Source organism: Streptomyces sp. CA-146814 (assembly GCF_050942385.1).
Taxonomy (GTDB): Bacteria; Actinomycetota; Actinomycetes; order Streptomycetales; family Streptomycetaceae; genus Streptomyces.
Map to the genome: position 1 here is coordinate 4,647,791 of NZ_CP192068.1, position 17,994 is coordinate 4,665,784.

Here is a 17,994-nt window from a genome sequence, read left to right on the forward strand (position 1 = left end):
GTCCCCCCGGACCCGTGGTGAAGGTCTACTTGACCGGCTCGCCCGTGGCGTGGGCGTCGCCCAGCTTGCCCAGCGGCCCGCCGGTCGCGTGGGCGTCGCCGAGCTTCGTCACCGGCTTGGTCGTGGCGTGTGCGTCCTGCGTGGTGATGTCCTCGCCCGTGGCGTGCGCGTCCCCGTTGGGCTTGAGGTTGTCCTTGTTGGCGGCCATGTCAGTCAACTCCTGAAATTGGTGACGTGATGATCGGGCGGGGCCTGCCCGGCTGTTCCCCCGTGGACTGCCGGGCAGGCCCTCCAGGGCCGTTCACCCTAGTGGTGAGGCCGCAAGCCGATCCGTCTGCCCCCCGACGCGACGGATCGATGAGTCAGAGACTGTCGGTCGGCGATAAACGAATGATGAACGTGGCCCGCGGCCTCAGTTCACACCCGCCGGGTTCAGCAGGGCGCGTACCGAGGCCGCCTCGGGCGATCGCAACTCGTCGAAGATCGCCAGAGCTTCGCCCCAGCAGACCTGCGCCCGATCCGTCTGCCCTATGGCCGTCAGGCTGCGGCCGAGCACGGCCAGGACGTTGGCGCGGCGCCAGTCCCCGCCGATGCCGCGGAGTACGGCCAGTGCCTGTTCGGCGTGGGCCGCGGCCTGAGCCCCGTCCTGCTCGGCGAGGTGGAGCTCCGCCAGCCGGAAGAGGGTCATCCCGTGCCAGAGCTGCTGCCGGCTCTCCCGGAAGATCTGCAGCGCCTCCAGGAGGGCGTCGCGGGCCCGGGACATCTGCTCGCTGCCGATGAGCGCCAGCCCGAGCGCGTACTTCCCGTTGGCCAGCCGCAGAGCCAGGTCGGTGGCGTCACCCTCGTAGATGGCGACGCCCTGCTGAGCGAGGTGCACGGCACTGGTGGTCCGGCCGGTGGCCAGGTGCACCCGGGAGAGGTTGCACAGGGCGGCCGCTTCTCCGGGCTTGTTCCCGTCGGCGCGGAACGCGGCCATGGCCTGGGTCAGATGGGCCTCGGCGTCATCGTGCCGGTTCTCGTACAGGGCGATGATGCCCCGCTGATTGGGGGCCTGGCCCAGCGAGACCGCGTCGTCGGCCAGCTGCCCCAGGGCGAGGGCCCGGCTGGCCTCCTCGTCGGCCTCGGCGAACCGCCCCGAGACGCTGTGCACGTGCGACAGCATCGTACGGGCCCTGGCCTCGGCCTGCGCCTCACCGGCGGCGCAGGCCGCATCGCTCACGGCCTTGGCGGCGGTGGCGAACTGATGCGAGTTCGCACCGGACTCCCCGAGGTCGACCACGGCCATGAGGAGGTCCGAGGCGCGCTTGGGCATCCCGATGGCGGCCGACTGGCGGGCGCAGGCCAGGAGTCCGCTCGACTCGGTGAACAGCCAGTCGAGAGCGGTCTCCCGGAGAGGGAACACCAAGCCCGGGTACTCGGTCCGGGTGAAGTGGTCCAGGACCCGCTCGCCCGGCCGCTCCAGCGCGTACACCCCCGCCGCCGTGGCCAGGTAGAAGTCCAGCAGCCGCGAGAGCGCCGACTCGCGCTCCACCGGCGGCTGTTCGTCGCGCTCGGCGCACGCACGCGCGTAGAGGCGTACGAGGTCGTGGTAGCGGTAGCGGCCCGGTGCGGCCGACTCCAGGAGCGAGGTGTCGACCAGCGCCTCCAGCAGGTCCTCCGCCGTGTGCGGCTCCAGGTTGAGCAGCGCGGCCGCGGCGGCCAGCGAGATGTCGGGGCCGTCGGCGAGGCCGAGCAGGCGGAAGGCGCGGGCCTGGGCCGGCTCCAGCTGGCCGTAGCCGAGTTCGAAGGTGGCCTTCACCGCGAGGTCGCCCGCCTGGAGCTCGTCCAGCCGGCGGCGCTCGTCCGCCAGCTTGGCGGCGAGGACGGAGACCGTCCAGGTGCGGCGGGCGGCCAGCCGCGAGGCGGCGATGCGGATGGCCAGCGGCAGGAACCCGCACGCGGCCACCACGTCGAGCGCCGCCTCCCGCTCCGCGCCGACCCGCTCCGCGCCGACGATCCGGGTGAAGAGCTGGAGCGCCTCGTCCGGCGACATCACATCCAGGTCCACCAGATGCGCCCCGGCCAGGTCGACCATCCGCACCCGGCTCGTCACCAGGGCCGCGCACCCCGGCGTCCCGGGCAGCAGCGGGCGGATCTGGGCGGCGTCGTGGGCGTTGTCCAGGAGGACGAGGACCCGGCGGCCGTCCAGCGTCGAGCGGAAGAGCGCGGCCCGCTCGTCCAGCGTGTCCGGGATCGCCGAGTCCGCCGTGCCGAGCGCCCGCAGGAACGAGCCGAGCACCGTCTCCGGCTCCGCCGCCCGCGCGCCCGCGCCCTGGAGGTCGACGTAGAGCTGTCCGTCCGGGAAGTGCGGGCGGGCCTGGTGCGCCACATGGACGGCGAGCGTCGTCTTGCCGACGCCGCCGATCCCGGCCAGCGCGGAGACCGCCATCACCGACCCCTCGGCGGTGGCGAGCTGCTCGCCCAGATCCCGTACGAAGGAGTCCCGGCCGGTGAAGTCCGGCACGGTCGCCGGAAGTTGCGCGGGCTTCAACGGCGCGGGCGCCGGCGCCGGTTCGTCCGCCGGACGGGCCAGCTCCTCGTCGGCCCGCAGGATCCGCTGCTGGAGCTGGGCCAGTTCGGGGCGCGGGTCGACACCCAGCTCCTCGGCGAGGAGCCGGCGGGTGTCCGCGTACACCGCCAGCGCCTCCGCCTGCCGGCCGCTGCGGTACAGCGCCACCATCAGCAGCTCGCGCAGGCGCTCCCGCAGCGGGTGGGCGGCGGTGAGCGCGGTCAGCTCGGAGACGGCCTCCGCGTGGCTGCCCACCTCCAGGTCCAGGTCGAGCCGCGCCTCGGTGAGCTGGAGGCGCCACTCCTCCAGCCGGGTGCGCTGGTTCTCCGCGTACGGCCCCGGCACGGACGCCAGCGCCTCGCCGTCCCACAGGCCCAGCACCTTGTTGATCAGCGTGCGCGCCTGGAGCCGGTTCCCGCCGGCGCGCGCCTTCTCGGCCTCGACCGCCAGATCCTGCGCCAGCGTGAGGTCGAGCGCCCCGCGCCCGGTCCGGAGCGCGTACCCGCCGGACTCGCTCACCAGGGTCTCCTGGCCCAGGATCTTGCGGAGCCGTGAGGCGTACGTACGGATCGTGGCCTTCGCCTGCGAGGGCGGGTCCTCGCCCCAGAACGCGTCGATCAGCTCGCCCGCCGTGGCCGTCCGGCCCTCGCGCAGGAGCAGGGCGGCGAGCAGCGCGCGCTGCTGCGGTGAGCCGGAAGGGAGCGCCTCGGCGCCGCGCCATGCCCGTACGGGACCCAGGACGGTGAACCTGAGGGAGTCGGCGGCCCCCGGTTCCTCCGGAGCGCGCTGCTCCGGTACGCGCACGCGTGGCCCGTGGTCACGGTCCATTGATGCCCCCTGTCCTGCTCGCCTGCCGGCCCGGCCTCGTCAGCGGGGCCTGCCGGTGGTGCCCGTCTCCGGATGCCCCGCCCGTTCGTGCCCGGTCGTCCGCCTGCGCGTCGGTCCGCCCGCGAGTCCGTCGACGTGCGGTGTACATCCGGATTGCTCGGTACCGCTGGTATCGCGCTCAACAGTCTGCCTTGTCGCGGGCGGGCGCGTCAGCAGTGGGTGACGCTCTGCACAAGCCCTCGACAACGATTCGGGAACCGTGGCCGCGTCCCATCCGTGCACGCTTCCGCGCACGCTTCAGTGCATGCTTCCGTGCACGCTAGCTGACGGTTCGTCAGATCGGCGCTACCGTGGAACGCATGGAGACCTTCCCGAAGATCATCTCGGTGGACGACCACACGGTGGAGCCCGCTCATGTCTGGCGGGACCGGCTCCCGTCCAAGTACGCGGACTCCGGCCCGCGCATCGTCCGCGCACCGCTGAAGGAAATGACCTTCATGGGCGGAAAGTTCGCGCCCGTGATGGGCGCGAAGGGCGACGACGGGCCGGTGGGCGACTGGTGGGTCTACGAGGACCTGCACCGGCCGCTCACCCGCCTGGACACCGCCGTCGGCTACGCCAGGGACGAGATCAAGCTGGAGATCATCACCTACGAGCAGATGCGTCCCGGCTCCTTCTCGGTCCCGGAGCGCCTCGCCGACATGGACGTCAACCACGTCCAGTCCGCGCTCTGCTTCCCGACCTTCCCGCGCTTCTGCGGCCAGACGTTCACCGAGGCGAACGACCGCGAGCTGGGGCTGCTCGGAGTGCGCGCGTACAACGACTGGATGGTGGAGGAGTGGTGCGGCCCCGAGGCGCACGGCCGCCTCATCCCGCTCACCCTCGTCCCGCTCTGGGACGCGGAGCTGGCCGCCGCCGAGGTCCGGCGCAACGCGGCGCGGGGCGTGCGCGCGGTGGCGTTCTCCGAGATACCTCCTCATCTCGGACTTCCGTCCATACATACGGACGAGTGGGATCCGTTTCTCGCCGCCTGCGACGAGACCGGGACCGTCATCGCCATGCACATCGGCTCCTCGTCGAAGATGCCGTCCACCTCCGCCGATGCCCCGCCCGCCGTCGGCTCCACCATCACCTTCGCCAACTGCTGCTTCTCGATGGTCGACTGGCTGATGAGCGGCAAGTTCGAGCGCTTCCCGGGGTTGAAGATCATGTACGCGGAGGGCCAGATCGGCTGGATCCCGTACATCCTGGAACGCGCCGACGTCGTCTGGGAGGAGAACCGCGCCTGGGGCGGCGTCGCCGACAAGGTCCACCGCCCGCCGTCCGAACTGTTCGCGGAGCACGTCTACGGCTGCTTCTTCGACGACGCCTTCGGCCTGAAGAACCTGGACGCGATCGGCGTGGGGAACGTCCTGTACGAGACGGACTACCCGCACTCCGACTCCACCTGGCCCAAGTCCCGCGAGGTCGGCGAGGCGCAGATGGGCCACCTGGCGCCGGACGTCGTGGACCGGATCGTGCGCGGCAACGCGATCGAGCTGCTGGGGCTGACGGAGGACGGGCTCTGGGCGGGGGCGTAGAGGGCACGTGTGTACGGGGAGGGGTGCCCCTCCCTGTACCGACGGGCCGACGTGCCGACGGGCGTCAGCCCTTCGCCACCGGCTCCTGCAGCTCCGTCACCCACCCGCTCCGCTCCGGCGGGCACTCCAGGGTGACCTCGCGGGCGTACCCCGTGGAGCGGTAGCCATGGGCGTCCAGCCAGCGGGCCAGGGTCTGCGCGGTCGGCAGTACGTCGTCCATCGCGCCCCGGTGCACGATCGTCGCCGCCTCGAACGCGGGCAGCTCCACGACCCGTACGCCGGTACCGGCGACCGGACCCACCGGCGCCGACACCGTCACCCCCGCGTGCACGACGATCGCGCCGCCGCCGTCGGCAGAGCCGTGCGGGGCGTCCTCGTACCAGGCGATCCCGGGACCGGTCGGCCGGACGCCGGCGCCCTCCAGGAGCGGGAAGAGCTCCTCGTACAGCGGCCCGATCACCGGCCCGATGTCCTGCGGCTCATAGCCGGCCGCCGTCCCGGTCAGCTCGGCCACCCGGACCGCCGGAACGGTCTTGAACACGACGTCATCAGCAGGCATGTGCCCCTCGCTCTCGATCGACCGGAGCCTCACCTCGACCTGGGCCAGCCGCGCGGTCGCGGCCGCCACCGCCTCCGCCAGCTCCGCCCGGCGCAGCCGCAGCATCCCGCGCAGCTCCTCCGGGTCCACCTGCTCGTCCAGGACGGCCCGCACCTGCTGGAGCGTGAAGCCGAGGTCCTTCAGCGCGATGATCCGGTTGAGGCGGGCGAGCTGGGCGGCTCCGTAGAAGCGGTAGCCGGTGGCGGGGTCGGTACGGTCCGGGCGCAGCAGCCCGATGGCGTCGTAGTGGCGCAGCATCCGCCGCGACACCCGCCCGTACCGGGCGAAGTCTCCGATGGTGAACATGATGGCTCCCACTGCACGCCTTCACACGGGGTGAAGGTCAAGGCGTACGGTCCGCGCGGCCCGGAAACAGGCAGGAGCCCCGTTCCTCCGCCGAGACGGGGGAGCGGGGCTCCTTGGGTACTGCTATGTGCGGCCGCGATCGGCCGACCCGGGCAACTAGGCCGGGGTGACGTTCTCAGCCTGCGGACCCTTGGGTCCCTGAGTGACGTCGAAGTTCACGACCTGGTTCTCCTCGAGGGAGCGGAACCCGGACGCGTTGATCGCGGAGTAGTGAACGAAGACATCCGGGCCGCCGCCGTCCTGGGCGATGAAGCCGAAGCCCTTTTCAGCGTTGAACCACTTGACGGTTCCGGTAGCCATAAGCCCTCCTTGGGCCAAAGGGTTGCCCTGCTCCAGAACCTGCAAACAAGTCTGAAAACTACAAAAGCCTGCGGGTTACATGCTCCGCAGGCTCTGTACTGCAAGGGAAACCAAACTGCAACTTGCGGGCGAGCCTAGCACGCGGTCTCCGGGGAGCGGTAGAGGGAAAGATCACTTCACCCGAAGGTTTGATCGACCCGCCGGGCGACGGCGAGAGGCGTGTGAAAAGGGGGCTGCGCGGGCCCCGGTGGTGCTCGTGGCCGGATGCGGGTCTAGCCTCGCGATGTGGACAATTCAACCGTCTCCCCCCGCGAAGGCGACGACCGTCGCAGCCGGCCCCGCGTCGGCCACATCCAGTTCCTGAACTGCCTGCCGCTCTACTGGGGCCTGGCGCGTACGGGAACCCTGCTCGATTTGGAGCTCTCGAAGGACACCCCGGAGCGGCTCAGCGAGCAGCTGGTCCGGGGTGACCTGGACATCGGGCCGGTCACCCTCGTGGAGTACCTGCGCAACGCCGACGACCTGGTGGCCTTCCCGGACATCGCGGTCGGCTGCGACGGGCCGGTCATGTCCTGCGTGATCGTCTCGCAGCTCCCGCTGGAGCAGCTCGACCGGGCCCGGGTCGCGCTCGGCTCCACCTCGCGCACCTCCGTACGCCTGGCGCAGCTGCTGCTCGCCGAGCGCTACGGGGTTCGGCCCGACTACTACACCTGCCCGCCCGACCTCGGGCTGATGATGCAGGAGGCGGACGCGGCCGTCCTGATCGGCGACGCGGCCCTGCGCGCCAACCTGCACGACGCGCCGCGCCTCGGGCTCCAGGTCCACGACCTGGGCCAGATGTGGAAGGAGTGGACGGGGCTGCCGTTCGTCTTCGCCGTCTGGGCGGCCCGCAAGGACTTCCTGGCCGCGCACCCCGAGACGGCCGCCAAGGTGCACGAGGCGTTCCTCGCCTCCCGGGACCTCTCGCTGGAGGAGGTCGCCAAGGTCGCGGAGCAGGCGGCCCGCTGGGAGGCCTTCGACGCGGAGGTGCTGGAGCGGTACTTCACGACCCTGGACTTCCGCTTCGGGCCGGACCAGCTGGCCGGCGTCCGCGAGTTCGCCCGCCGGACCGGCGCGGACACCGGGTACCCGGCGGATGTACGCGTGGAGCTGCTCGGCGGCTGAATGGGCGAATTCCCTTTCCGGTTCCGGGGCAGGGGAATTGGGGGAGGGTCTGCCGAACAACGCATTCGCGCCTTTCCCCGGGGCGAAATCATCCCCTCCTGCCCGGAGAAGGGGGAATGGTCCGGCCGTTTCCCGGTGACCGCGCCGGTGGCGCCCCCTAGGCTTCGGTCCGAGTCCGGACCGACCGCAGGACTCCCAGCCACACGGTTCTCAGGGGGAGCGCATATGCAGCCGCTGGAAGCGGGCGAACCGCACACCATCGGTGCCTACCGGCTGCTCGGCAGGCTCGGGGCGGGCGGCATGGGCCGGGTCTACCTCGGGCGCAGCGCCGGCGGCCGCACGGTCGCGGTCAAGGTGGTCCACCCGCACTTCGCGCTCGACGAGCAGTTCCGCGCCCGGTTCCGGCGTGAGGTGGAGTCCGCGCGGCGCATCGGCGCGCAGTGGACCGCGCCGGTCCTGGACGCGGACCCGGACGCTCCGGTGCCGTGGGTCGCCACCGGTTACGTCGCCGGGCCGCCGCTCTCCCAGGCGATCACCGAGCACGGGCCGCTGCCCGAGCACGCGGTCCGCACCCTGGGCGCCGGTCTCGCCGAAGCCCTCCACGTCGTCCACGGCCAGGGCATCGTCCACCGCGATGTGAAGCCCTCCAACGTGCTGCTCGCCCTGGACGGCCCCCGCCTCATCGACTTCGGCATCGCCCGGGCCCTCGGCGCCACGGTCTCGCTCACCTCCACCGGTGTCTCCGTCGGCTCACCCGGCTACATGGCGCCCGAGCAGATCCGCGGCCGGGACGTCTCCGGTGCGGCGGACGTCTTCTCGCTGGGCGCGGTCCTGGCGTACGCGGCGACCGGCGCGGCCCCCTTCTCCGGCGACTCCTCCGCCGTGCTCCTCTACAAGGTGGTCCACGAGGAGCCGGAGCTGGGCGACCTGGAGGGCGAGCTGCGCGAGGTGGTCGCCGGGTGCCTGTCCAAGGACCCGGACGCGCGGCCCGCCCCGGCCGACCTCGCCCGCACGCTGGCTCCGGACGGGGCGGCGGCGATGGTGGCGGCGGGGTGGCTGCCGGGCCGGCTGGTGGGCGAGGTCAGCCGGTCGGCGGTGGCGCTGCTGGACCTGGAACCGCAGGACGCGCCGACGGGCTCGGGCCCGGTGCCGTTCAGCAGCGCGTCGCTGGGGGCGGGGTTCGGCGGAGGGCCGGGCGCGGACCAGCACGAGGGCCCGGGACGCGATTCCCGTACGGGATCGGGCTCCGACCCGCGTACGGGATCCGGCGCCGACCCTCGTACAGGATCGGGCTCCGACCCGCGTACGGGATCGGGCTCCGACTCGCGTACGGGATCCGGCGCCGATCCCCGTACCGGCCCCGACAGCTCCACAGGATCCGGCCTCCTGGGGGTCTTCGGTCCGCCGCTCGTCCACGCACCCGACACCCCGCCCCCGCCCGGCGTGCCGCCCAGCGTCGGGCTTCCCGGGCAGCGGCCGCATGACCCCAGGTTCTCCGTCACCGTCAGCGCCGACGCACGGACGAGCACGGGCGCAGGCACGGGCGGAGGTACCGGCACCGGCGCAGGCTCCGGCGCGCGCCGGAGCCGCCGGGTGAGCTGCACCGTGGCGCTGGCCGTGGCCGGCTCGTTCGTGGTCGTCGCTCTCGGCTCGGGCCTGCTCGACGGCTTCTTCCCGGGCGGCGACGCGGACGGGCGGAAGGGAAGCGACACCGCGGCCGGCACCCCGTCGCCGTCCGCCCCCGCCACGGCCTCCCAGGACCCGGCCCCGGCCACCTCCGGCCCCGCCGATGAGGAGGAGCCCGCCGTGAGCGAGGTGCCGGAGGCGTTCGTCGGCACCTGGGAGGGCCCGCTCACCGAGCAGACGAGCGGCCAGCCGCACGGCACGCTCACCGCGGTCTTCACCGAGGGCGGGAAGGGCACCCAGGTCGTCCGGATGTCCACCACGATCTCCCAGCTCGGCATCACCGTCACCTGCAACAGCGTCGGCACCCTCACCTCCGGCACCGCGCGCGAGCTCAAGGTCCGCGAGCGCACCGACCCGGACCGCCCCAGCACCCCGGGCCTGTGCACCACCACCGAGGCCGACCTGGTCTTCCGCCTCGCCGCCGACGGAACGCTCGGCTACCGCTCCGAGGAGCGCGGCGCGGGCCTCCCGTACGGCGACCTCACCCGGTCCGGCGGCTGACGGCGCACGGGGCTGGCGTACGCTGGATCGGTCCGAGGATCCTCAAAAAACCGCCGAAAGGTGACAGCCCGGTGACCGAGAAGGCCGATCTCCAGCCCGTCCTCGACCGAGCCGCCGAGGGCGGTCGGATCACTCCGGAGGAGGCGCTCGACCTCTACCGCTCGGCGCCGCTGCACGCGCTGGGGGCGGCCGCCGACGCCGTACGCCGTCGCCGTTACGCCGGTACGGAGCACATCGCGACGTACATCATCGAGCGCAACATCAACTACACCAACGTGTGTGTGACGGCCTGCAAGTTCTGCGCCTTCTACGCGCCGCCGAAGGACAAGGCCAAGGGCTGGACCCGGGACATCGAGGACATCCTGCGCCGCTGCGCGGAGACCGTCGAGCTCGGCGGGACGCAGATCATGTTCCAGGGCGGCCACCACCCGGACTTCGGCGTCGAGTACTACGAGGAGCACTTCTCCGCGATCAAGAAGGCGTTCCCGCAGCTGGTGATCCACTCCCTCGGCGCCTCCGAGATCGAGCACATGGCCCGGATCTCGAAGGTCTCCGCCGAGGAGGCCATCAGCCGGATCCACGCCGCCGGTCTCGACTCCTTCGCGGGCGCGGGCGCCGAGCTGCTGCCGGCCCGGCCGCGTACCGCCATCGCGCCGCTCAAGGAGTCCGGTGAGCGGTGGCTGGAGATCATGGAGATCGCGCACGGCGTCGGCGTCGAGTCCACCTCCACCATGCTGATGGGCACCGGCGAGACCAACGCCGAGCGGATCGAGCACCTGCGGATGATCCGGGACGTCCAGGACCGTACGGGCGGCTTCCGCGCCTTCATCCCGTACACCTATCAGCCGGAGAACAACAAGCTGAAGGGTCGCACGCAGGCCACGCTCTTCGAGTACCTGCGGATGATCTCCATCGCCCGGCTCTTCCTCGACAACGTGGCCCACATCCAGGGCTCCTGGCTGACCACCGGCAAGGAGGTCGGCCAGCTGTCGCTGCACTACGGCGCGGACGACCTCGGCTCGATCATGCTGGAGGAGAACGTGGTCTCCTCGGCCGGCGCCAAGCACCGGTCCAACCGGCTGGAGATCATCGACCTGATCCGCAAGGCGGACCGGGTCCCGGCGCAGCGCGCCACCACGTACGAGCACCTCGTCGTGCACGACGACCCGGCGAACGACCCGGTCGACGAGCGCGTGGTCTCGCACATCTCCTCCACCGCGATCGCGGGCGGCACGGCCCACCCGGAGCTGAAGCTCCTCAACGCCAACTGACGTATTCATGCTGACGATTCACGCCGCGCCGCTGGTCCTTCCGGTCGGCGCGGCGGCCGTTGGGGAGGGTGCCGGTGGCGGCGCGGTGGTCGTGGACGGCGACCGGATCGCCGCCATCGGTCCGTACGAGGAGGTCGTCGCCGCGCACCCGGCGGCCCGGGTCCGCCGCTGGCCCGGTCTCCTCACGCCCGGACTCCGCCAGGACCGGGCCCGCGAGCTGCTCACCCGCTGCTACCACCCGGACCCGCGCGAGGCCGACGAGCTGGGTGAACTGCCGCTGTGGGGCGAGGAGTTCGAGCGGCTCGCGGCGACGGTGGACGCGGCCCGGCGGGCGGGCAGCGTACGGCGCGGGCTCCAGCGGATGCTGCGGCACGGGACCACGCAGGTGGTGGGGCCGTTCGGGGCGGAGGACCCGGCGCTGCGGACGGCGCTCGCCCGGTCGGGGCTGGTCCAGGTCCAGGCGCCCGGAAACGCCGCGGGCCCGCCGGACCTGGATCCTTTCGCGGTTTCGGGCGGTGACCTGGCCGCCACCGCCCATGGCCCGCTGACCGTGGGCGGCCGCGCGGACCTCGCCGTCTTCGACGTGGCCGACGAGGCGGCGCTGCGCGCGGGCGGGGCCCGGCACTGCGTGGCGACGGTGCTCGCGGGGCGGCTCGTGCACCGCGCCCGCTGAGCCGACTCCGCAGCGGCCTACGGAACCTTCGGCCCGCCCAGATAGCGCCCCTTGGCGTCGTACGGCCAGGCGTTGGCCACGCACCCCTTCAGCCCGTCGATCTGCTGCATCATCGCGGGCGCGGGCCGTCCCTTCCCCGGGCAGGTCTCATGGCCGCGGCCCAGCCAGTGGCCGACCTCGTGGTTGATGATCAGGGCCCGGTACTCGGCGACGGGCCCGTCGAACTGCGGTGAACCGAGCTGCCAGCGCTTGAGGTTGACCATCACCTGCTCGCCGCCCCGGCAGTTCACCTCGCCGCGGGTCTTCAGCCCGTACGCACCGCAGAGCCGGTCCGTGGTGGCAGCGGTGCCTATCTTGACCACCAACCCGGCCGACCTGTCCGTGACTTGGCGGAACGAGCGCTCGCCGCCGTGGCTCCAGCCGCGCGGGTGGGCCAGGATTGCCGCGATCTCCTCGGCGGCCCGGTCGGGGTCGACGCCGATGCCGTCCTCCACCTCGACCCGGTAGGGCTCGCCCTGGCCGGACTTCGTGACGCCCGCACGGGCGACGGTGAACGTGCCGGGGCCGGAGGCGGGCACGTCGGAGGGCCGGACCGGGAGGTCGTGCCCGGCTGAAGTGGTGGGCGTGGGAGTGGACTTCGGCTTCGGGGCGGCGGTCGGTGGCGGCGGCAGCGGGGCGATCGGGGTCTCGGCGTTGTCGGCGCCCGTCTCCGTGCCCGCGTCGGCGGTGACGGACGGGCCCCCGTTCCGCCAGGGCCGGTCGACGAGGACGGCCACCAGGGCCACGGCCGCCAGGAGGAACACGGCCAGGCCCGCCGTCCGGCGCCGGTTCCGGCGTCTTCGCCGCTCACGGGAGCGGGAGAGCGACCTGCTCGCGGACCGGCTCCCCGGTACGCGCCCCGGGCCGCCCGACCCGTTCCGGTCTCCCGGCAGGACGCGCAGCCGGAACGTCTCGGTGTCGCGGGCCGGTTCGGGCGTGGCCGGAGGAGCGTCGGGCGAGGTGGGCCAGGGCGTGGCCGGAGGCGTGGGCCGGTGAGGGCCGGCCGGCGTGGGCGGGGAGGCGGGTATCGGCATGCCGGTTACGGGCTCCGTCGGGTCGGGGGAGTCGGGGGAGAGGTCCGGCGCGGGCCGGGCGAGCGAGGGGGCCGGAGTGGGTAAGGGCTCCGGCGTGGGCGAGGGCCCCGGCGTGGGCCGGGAGGAGGGGCGGCGGGTTCGGTGTCGGGTGTCTGCCGCACCAAGGGTCCCAGCAGGGCCGGCCCGAGCGTCACGGCGGTCACCGCGACGAAGGCGCCCGCCACCGCGAGCCCGTGCCTCCGAGCCCGCCGCCGCGTACCGGGGGACGGCCATCGCCCTGGCCCTGGGCGGGAGTTCGCCGAGCGGCGCGAGCGGTGTGAGCGGTGTGAGCGGTGTGAGCGGTGTGACGCGGAGGTTGACGCCCGCCACCTCTCTGGCCTCCGCCCCTGCCGGCATCCGCCCTCCTTCTCCTCGCTCACCCCTTATAGAGTTCGCGCGCGCGGAAAAGGTTGAAGGCGAATCACCACCGATTCGCGACCGATTCGCGACCGATTCGCGACCGGTTCGAGACCGCTTCGCGAGCCCGACCGGCGGGACGGAACGTCTCACTCCGCGGTACGAACCTGGTGGAGCGCGGAGCGCCTGTGCTAGAACAACTGCCGTGACAGTCGATCGTTTTCTGGTGGAGTGCCTCCACATCGATCTCTGCCGTGTGTCCAGCGCTTCCTGCTGTTGAAGCCCTGCTCGCGGCATCCTCAGTGATGCCCTGACACGTTGACATCGTGACGCGCTGACGTTCTCGCGCTCGCTCTTTTTCTGTGTGCACACCCGTCGGCCGGCCTTTCGGCGGGCCCACTCTCCTTGCCTCCCGGCGGTCACCCGCGCCCGGCTTGTCGCCAAGCCCGTTGGTCTGCCCTGCCCTTGTCCCCGGAGCCCTCCATGACCACGCCCACTTCCGTACGGAAACGGGCCGCCGACGCCCCCGCCCCCGTCCCCGACCCAGCGCCCGCCGGACGCCGGCGGCCGGAGCGCGGTGCGCGCCTGCGCCGCGTCGGGCTCCGCCTCGTCGCCCTCGCCGCGCTCCTCGCGCTCTGGCAGCTGGTGATCGTACTCCAGCTCTGGTCGCCGGTGCTGGTCCCCTCGCCGGCCGCCGTGTGGCGTGCGCTGCTGGAGACCTCCGGTACGCACGACGGCGTGCGCGGCTACCAGGGCCACACCCTGATCGAGCACCTCGGCATCAGCCTGCGCCGCATCTTCATCGGGGCCGGTGCGGGGGTGGTCGCGGGGCTCGTCGTCGGTGTGCTGATGGGGACGCTGCCGTGGGTACGGGTGGTGCTGGAGCCCGCCGTGGCGTTCCTGCGCACCCTGCCGCCGCTTGCCTACTTCAGCCTGCTGATCATCTGGTTCGGCATCGACGAGGCGCCCAAGCTCTGGCTGCTCGCCATCGCCGCGATGCCGCCGGTCGCCGTGGCCACCGCCTCCGCCGTGGCGTCCGCGCCGACCGCCCTGGTCGAGGCGGCCCGGGCGATCGGGGCCAGGCGCGGGCAGGTCGTCACGTCGGTCGTGCTGCCCTCCGCGCTGCCCGAGATCCTCGTCGGCGTCCGCCTCGCCTGCGGCATCGCGTACTCCTCGGTGGTCGCCGCCGAGACGGTCAACGGGCTGCCGGGCATCGGCGGCCTGATCCGGGACGCCCAGCGCTACAACCAGTCGGACACGGTCGTCCTCGGCCTCTTCGCCATCGGCGTCTCCGGCCTGCTCATCGACGCCGGGCTACGGGTGCTGTCGGACCGGCTCGCCCCGTGGCGACGCCATGCGTAAGCCCACCCGCTCTCCCTTCCCCCTCATCCCCTCCCGTACGAAGGAAACACACATGGCCGGAACACGCGGTTGGCTCCGCCTCTCCTCGATCGCCGCCGCTCTCGGAGCCCTGCTGGTGGTGACGGCCTGCGGTGAGGGCGGTTCCGGCGACGGGGGCAAGGACGGCGGCAAGACCATACGCATCGCCTACCAGGCCTTTCCCAGCGGCGACCTGATCGTCAAGGAGAAGGGCTGGCTGGAGAAGGCGCTGCCGGGCTACGACATCAAGTGGACGAAGTTCGACTCGGGCGCCAGCATCAACACCGCCTTCGTGGCCGGTTCCGTGGACCTCGCGGCCATCGGCTCCAGCCCGGTCGCCCGGGGTCTCTCCGAGCCGCTGAACATCCCGTACGAGGTCACCTGGGTACTCGACGTGGCCGGGGAGAACGAGGCGCTCGTCGCCCGGAACGGCTCCAAGGTCTCCTCCGTGAAGGACCTGGAGGGCAAGAAGGTCGCCACCCCGTTCAGCTCCACCTCGCACTACAGCCTGCTCGCCGCGCTCGACCAGGCCGGGGTGGACGCGTCGAAGGTGCAGCTGCTCGACCTGGAGCCGCAGGACATCCTGGCCGCCTGGACGCGCGGCGACATCGACGCCACGTACGTCTGGCTGCCGACGCTGGAGGAGCTGAAGAAGACCGGCAAGGTGCTGGTCTCCAGCCGTGAGCTGGCCGCCGCCGGCAAGCCGACCCTCGACCTCGGCGTCGCCTCCACCAGCTTCCTCAAGGCCCACCCCGACGTACTGCCCGCCTGGCGCACGGCACAGGCCCAGGCGCTCGACCTGATCCACGACGACCCCGACGCGGCCTCCGCCGCCGTCGGCAAGCAGCTCGGCATCAGCCCGGCCGAGGCCGGCGCCCAGCTCCAGCAGGGCATCTTCCTCAAGCCGGCCGAACAGGCCGACGCCAAGTGGCTCGGAACCCCGGGCAAGGTCGGCGGTCTCGCGGACAACCTGCACAGCGCGGCGCAGTTCCTGGTCGACCAGAAGCAGATCGACGCGGCGCCCGACCTGGAGAAGCTGCGGAAGTCCATCCACGTGGAAGGGCTCACCGATGCCGTCTCTCCCTGACACGGACCAGGCTCCCGCACCCGAGCGACGTACGACCAGGTCCGTCGTCTCCGTACGCGGCGTCGAGCACAGCTACGGCGGCAGCCGGGGCACGGACAGCGTGACGGCTCTCGGGCCGGTCTCCCTGGAGATCCCGGCCGGGGAGTTCCTGGTCCTCGTCGGCCCCTCCGGCTGCGGCAAGAGCACCCTCCTCCGCCTCATCGCGGGCTTCGAGCGGGCCTCCTCCGGCGAGGTCGAGGTGTTCGGCGAGCGCCCCGAGCCCGGCAACCAGGCGGGCATCGTCTTCCAGCAGCCCCGCCTCTTCCCGTGGCGCACGGTCGGCGACAACGTCGGCCTGGCGCTGAAGTACGCGGGCGTGCCCCGGGCCGAACGAGCTGAGCGCACCGCCGATTTGCTGGAGCGCGTGGGCCTCGCGGACACCGCCGGCCGCCGCATCTGGCAGATCTCCGGCGGCCAGCAGCAGCGGGTGGCCATCGCCCGCGCGCTGGCGGGCGGCAAGCGGCTGCTGCTGCTCGACGAACCGTTCGCCGCGCTCGACGCGCTGACCCGGGAGCGGCTCCAGGAGGACCTGCGCACGGTCTCCGCCGAGACCGGGACCACGTCCGTCTTCGTCACCCACAGCGTGGACGAGGCGGTCTTCCTCGGCACCCGCACGGTCGTGCTCAGCGCCCGGCCGGGCCGGGTCGCGCTGGACATCCCGATCGGCCTGCCGCGCACCGGCACGGGCCCCGACGAGCTGCGCGGGCTGCCGGAGTACGCCGCGCTGCGCGCCGAGATCGGTACGGCGGTACGCGACGCGGCCCGCTGACGTACCGACGTACCGCACCTCCGTACCGACGTACCGCACCTCCAGGAGGAACCATGACCACCACCACACCCCCCGCCCTCCGCGACCACCGCATTCCCGCCGACGGCCTCTACGAGGGCCCGCGCGTGCTGCGCCGCGTGCCGGAGGGCTGGACGGACCGGCCGTACGAGCTCTTCGAGCTGGTGCCGCGCGGCCCGGTCATCGGCGCGGAGATCCACGGCGTCGACCTGTCCCGGCCGCTCGGCCCCGAGCTGAGGGGAGAGCTGGACCGGGCGCTGCTGGAGTGGAAGGTGCTGTTCTTCCGGGAGCAGCACCTCACCTCGGGGCAGCAGCGCGCCTTCGCCGGGCACTGGGGCGAGCTGGAGACCAACCCGCTGCTCGCGACCGGTGACGACCCGGAGGTGGCCCGGCTCGACCGCTCCACGGTCCCCACCTTCGAGAACGTCTGGCACGCCGACGTCACCTTCCGCGAGCGCCCGGCGCTCGGCGCGGTCCTCCAGCTGCGCGAGGTGCCGCCGGTGGGCGGGGACACGATGTGGGCCGACATGGCAGCCGCGTACGACAACCTGCCCGAGGAGGTGAAGGAGCGCATCGAGGGGGCGCGGGCGGTGCACGACTTCATCCCCGGGTTCTCGCGCTTCTCCCCGCCGGAGCGGCTGGCTCCGCACCAGGACCGGTTCCCGCCGGTCGAGCACCCGGTGGTGCGGCGCCATCCGGTGACCGGCCGCCGGACGATCTTCGTGAACGCGTCCTTCACCACCCGGATCGTGGGGTTCGCGCAGGAGGAGAGCGACCGGCTGCTGCGGCTGCTCTTCCAGCAGGCGCACGCGCCGGAGTTCCAGGTGCGGTACCGCTGGCGGGCGGGCGATGTCGCGTTCTGGGACAACCGGGCCACCCAGCACTACGCCGTCAACGACTACGCCCCGCACCGCCGGGTCGCCGAGCGGGTCGCGATCGCGGGGGACCGCCCCCACTGATCCCGGAGGCGCGGCTGCTTGAATGGAGAGGTGACCCGAGCCTCCCTGGACAAGCAGCCGCACGAAGTCGCCTCGATGTTCGACGGTGTGGCGGCCAACTACGACCTGACCAACGACGTGATCTCGCTGGGCCAGGCCCGGCAGTGGCGCAAGGCGGTCGCGGCGGCGGTCGACGCCCGCCCGGCGCAGAAGATCCTCGACCTGGCGGCCGGCACCGCGACCTCCTCGCAGCCCTTCGCGCAGGTCGGCGCCTACGTCGTACCGTGCGACTTCTCGCTCGGCATGCTGGAGGTCGGCAAGCGCCGCCACCCGTGGATGCCGTTCACGGCCGGTGACGGGATGAAGCTGCCGTTCAAGGACGAGGTCTTCGACACCGTCACGATCTCCTTCGGGCTGCGCAACATCCACGACACCGAGACCGCGCTGCGCGAGCTGTACCGGGTGACGAAGCCGGGCGGCCGGGTCGTGATCTGCGAGTTCTCGCAGCCGACCTGGGCCCCGTTCCGCACGGTCTACACCGAGTACCTGATGCGCGCGCTGCCGCCCACGGCCCGGGCGGTCTCCTCCAACCCGGACGCGTACGTCTATCTCGCCGAGTCCATCCGCGCCTGGCCCGACCAGCCCGGCCTCGCCGCACTCCTTCAGAAGGCGGGCTGGTCGAAGGTGGCGTGGCGCAACCTCACCGGCGGCGTGGTGGCCCTGCACCGGGCCACCCGCGCCTGACCTCCGTACGAGGCCTCAGCCGTACGGGTCCTCAC

At 72.5% G+C, this 17,994-nt stretch carries 15 protein-coding genes; 10 read left to right on the forward strand and 5 right to left on the reverse strand.

Annotation, left to right across the window (positions count from 1 at the left end):
- Positions 1-25: 25 nt before the first annotated feature.
- Positions 26-208: a hypothetical protein gene (locus tag ACQP09_RS20820; RefSeq protein ID WP_433401849.1), complete on the reverse strand. Its 183-nt coding sequence runs from the start codon at positions 206-208 to the stop codon at positions 26-28.
- Between the two features lie 204 nt (positions 209-412).
- Positions 413-3,376: an AfsR/SARP family transcriptional regulator gene (locus tag ACQP09_RS20825; RefSeq protein ID WP_433401851.1), complete on the reverse strand. Its 2,964-nt coding sequence runs from the start codon at positions 3,374-3,376 to the stop codon at positions 413-415.
- Positions 3,377-3,735: 359 nt separating this feature from the next.
- On the opposite strand from ACQP09_RS20825, the gene ACQP09_RS20830 reads away from it, so the two are divergent.
- The gene (locus ACQP09_RS20830) at positions 3,736-4,956 is read left to right on the forward strand and encodes an amidohydrolase family protein (protein ID WP_433401853.1); all 1,221 of its coding nucleotides are present in this window, start codon (positions 3,736-3,738) and stop codon (positions 4,954-4,956) included.
- 64 nt (positions 4,957-5,020) lie between these two features.
- On the opposite strand, the gene ACQP09_RS20835 is transcribed toward ACQP09_RS20830, so the two are convergent.
- Together ACQP09_RS20835 and ACQP09_RS20840 are read right to left on the reverse strand one after the other, a co-directional pair.
- Positions 5,021-5,860 carry a MerR family transcriptional regulator gene (locus tag ACQP09_RS20835; protein ID WP_433401855.1) on the reverse strand — a complete coding sequence of 280 codons (840 nt, stop codon included), beginning with the start codon at positions 5,858-5,860 and terminating at the stop codon, positions 5,021-5,023.
- A gap of 156 nt (positions 5,861-6,016) precedes the next feature.
- Positions 6,017-6,220, reverse strand: a complete 204-nt coding sequence (locus ACQP09_RS20840) for a cold-shock protein (protein ID WP_003967102.1) — start codon at positions 6,218-6,220, stop codon at positions 6,017-6,019.
- A 285-nt stretch (positions 6,221-6,505) separates the two neighbouring features.
- On the opposite strand from ACQP09_RS20840, the gene ACQP09_RS20845 reads away from it, so the two are divergent.
- The 4 genes from ACQP09_RS20845 to ACQP09_RS20860 all read left to right on the forward strand — a co-directional run bounded on the left by ACQP09_RS20845 (position 6,506) and on the right by ACQP09_RS20860 (position 11,515).
- Positions 6,506-7,384 carry a menaquinone biosynthetic enzyme MqnA/MqnD family protein gene (locus ACQP09_RS20845; protein WP_433401857.1) on the forward strand — a complete coding sequence of 293 codons (879 nt, stop codon included), beginning with the start codon at positions 6,506-6,508 and terminating at the stop codon, positions 7,382-7,384.
- 225 nt (positions 7,385-7,609) lie between these two features.
- Positions 7,610-9,571 (forward strand): protein kinase domain-containing protein, encoded by a 1,962-nt coding sequence (locus tag ACQP09_RS20850; RefSeq protein ID WP_433401859.1) that lies wholly within the window; start codon positions 7,610-7,612, stop codon positions 9,569-9,571.
- A 71-nt stretch (positions 9,572-9,642) separates the two neighbouring features.
- A complete protein-coding gene (mqnC, locus tag ACQP09_RS20855; RefSeq protein ID WP_433401861.1) occupies positions 9,643-10,842 on the forward strand; it encodes a cyclic dehypoxanthinyl futalosine synthase in 1,200 nt (399 codons plus the stop codon).
- 7 nt (positions 10,843-10,849) lie between these two features.
- Positions 10,850-11,515 (forward strand): imidazolonepropionase-like domain-containing protein, encoded by a 666-nt coding sequence (locus ACQP09_RS20860; RefSeq protein ID WP_433401863.1) that lies wholly within the window; start codon positions 10,850-10,852, stop codon positions 11,513-11,515.
- 17 nt (positions 11,516-11,532) lie between these two features.
- Here ACQP09_RS20860 and ACQP09_RS20865 read toward each other — a convergent pair whose 3' ends face one another.
- Positions 11,533-12,588, reverse strand: a complete 1,056-nt coding sequence (locus ACQP09_RS20865; protein ID WP_433401864.1) for a DUF3152 domain-containing protein — start codon at positions 12,586-12,588, stop codon at positions 11,533-11,535.
- Between the two features lie 879 nt (positions 12,589-13,467).
- Between ACQP09_RS20865 and ACQP09_RS20870 the strand changes: the two genes are divergently transcribed.
- The 5 genes from ACQP09_RS20870 to ACQP09_RS20890 are packed head-to-tail and all read left to right on the forward strand — an operon-like array spanning position 13,468 to position 17,959.
- Complete coding sequence (locus ACQP09_RS20870; RefSeq protein WP_433401866.1) at positions 13,468-14,346, forward strand: ABC transporter permease; 879 nt, start codon at positions 13,468-13,470, stop codon at positions 14,344-14,346.
- A 52-nt stretch (positions 14,347-14,398) separates the two neighbouring features.
- Entirely contained in the window at positions 14,399-15,451 is a 1,053-nt protein-coding gene (locus ACQP09_RS20875) for a taurine ABC transporter substrate-binding protein (RefSeq protein ID WP_433401867.1), read from the forward strand.
- The gene (locus tag ACQP09_RS20880; RefSeq protein ID WP_433401869.1) at positions 15,435-16,259 is read left to right on the forward strand and encodes an ABC transporter ATP-binding protein; all 825 of its coding nucleotides are present in this window, start codon (positions 15,435-15,437) and stop codon (positions 16,257-16,259) included. The genes ACQP09_RS20875 and ACQP09_RS20880 overlap by 17 nt, the downstream gene beginning before the upstream one ends.
- 53 nt (positions 16,260-16,312) lie before the next feature.
- A complete protein-coding gene (locus ACQP09_RS20885) occupies positions 16,313-17,236 on the forward strand; it encodes a TauD/TfdA dioxygenase family protein (protein ID WP_433401871.1) in 924 nt (307 codons plus the stop codon).
- A gap of 30 nt (positions 17,237-17,266) precedes the next feature.
- Positions 17,267-17,959 carry a demethylmenaquinone methyltransferase gene (locus ACQP09_RS20890; protein WP_433401873.1) on the forward strand — a complete coding sequence of 231 codons (693 nt, stop codon included), beginning with the start codon at positions 17,267-17,269 and terminating at the stop codon, positions 17,957-17,959.
- Positions 17,960-17,994: the final 35 nt, after the last annotated feature.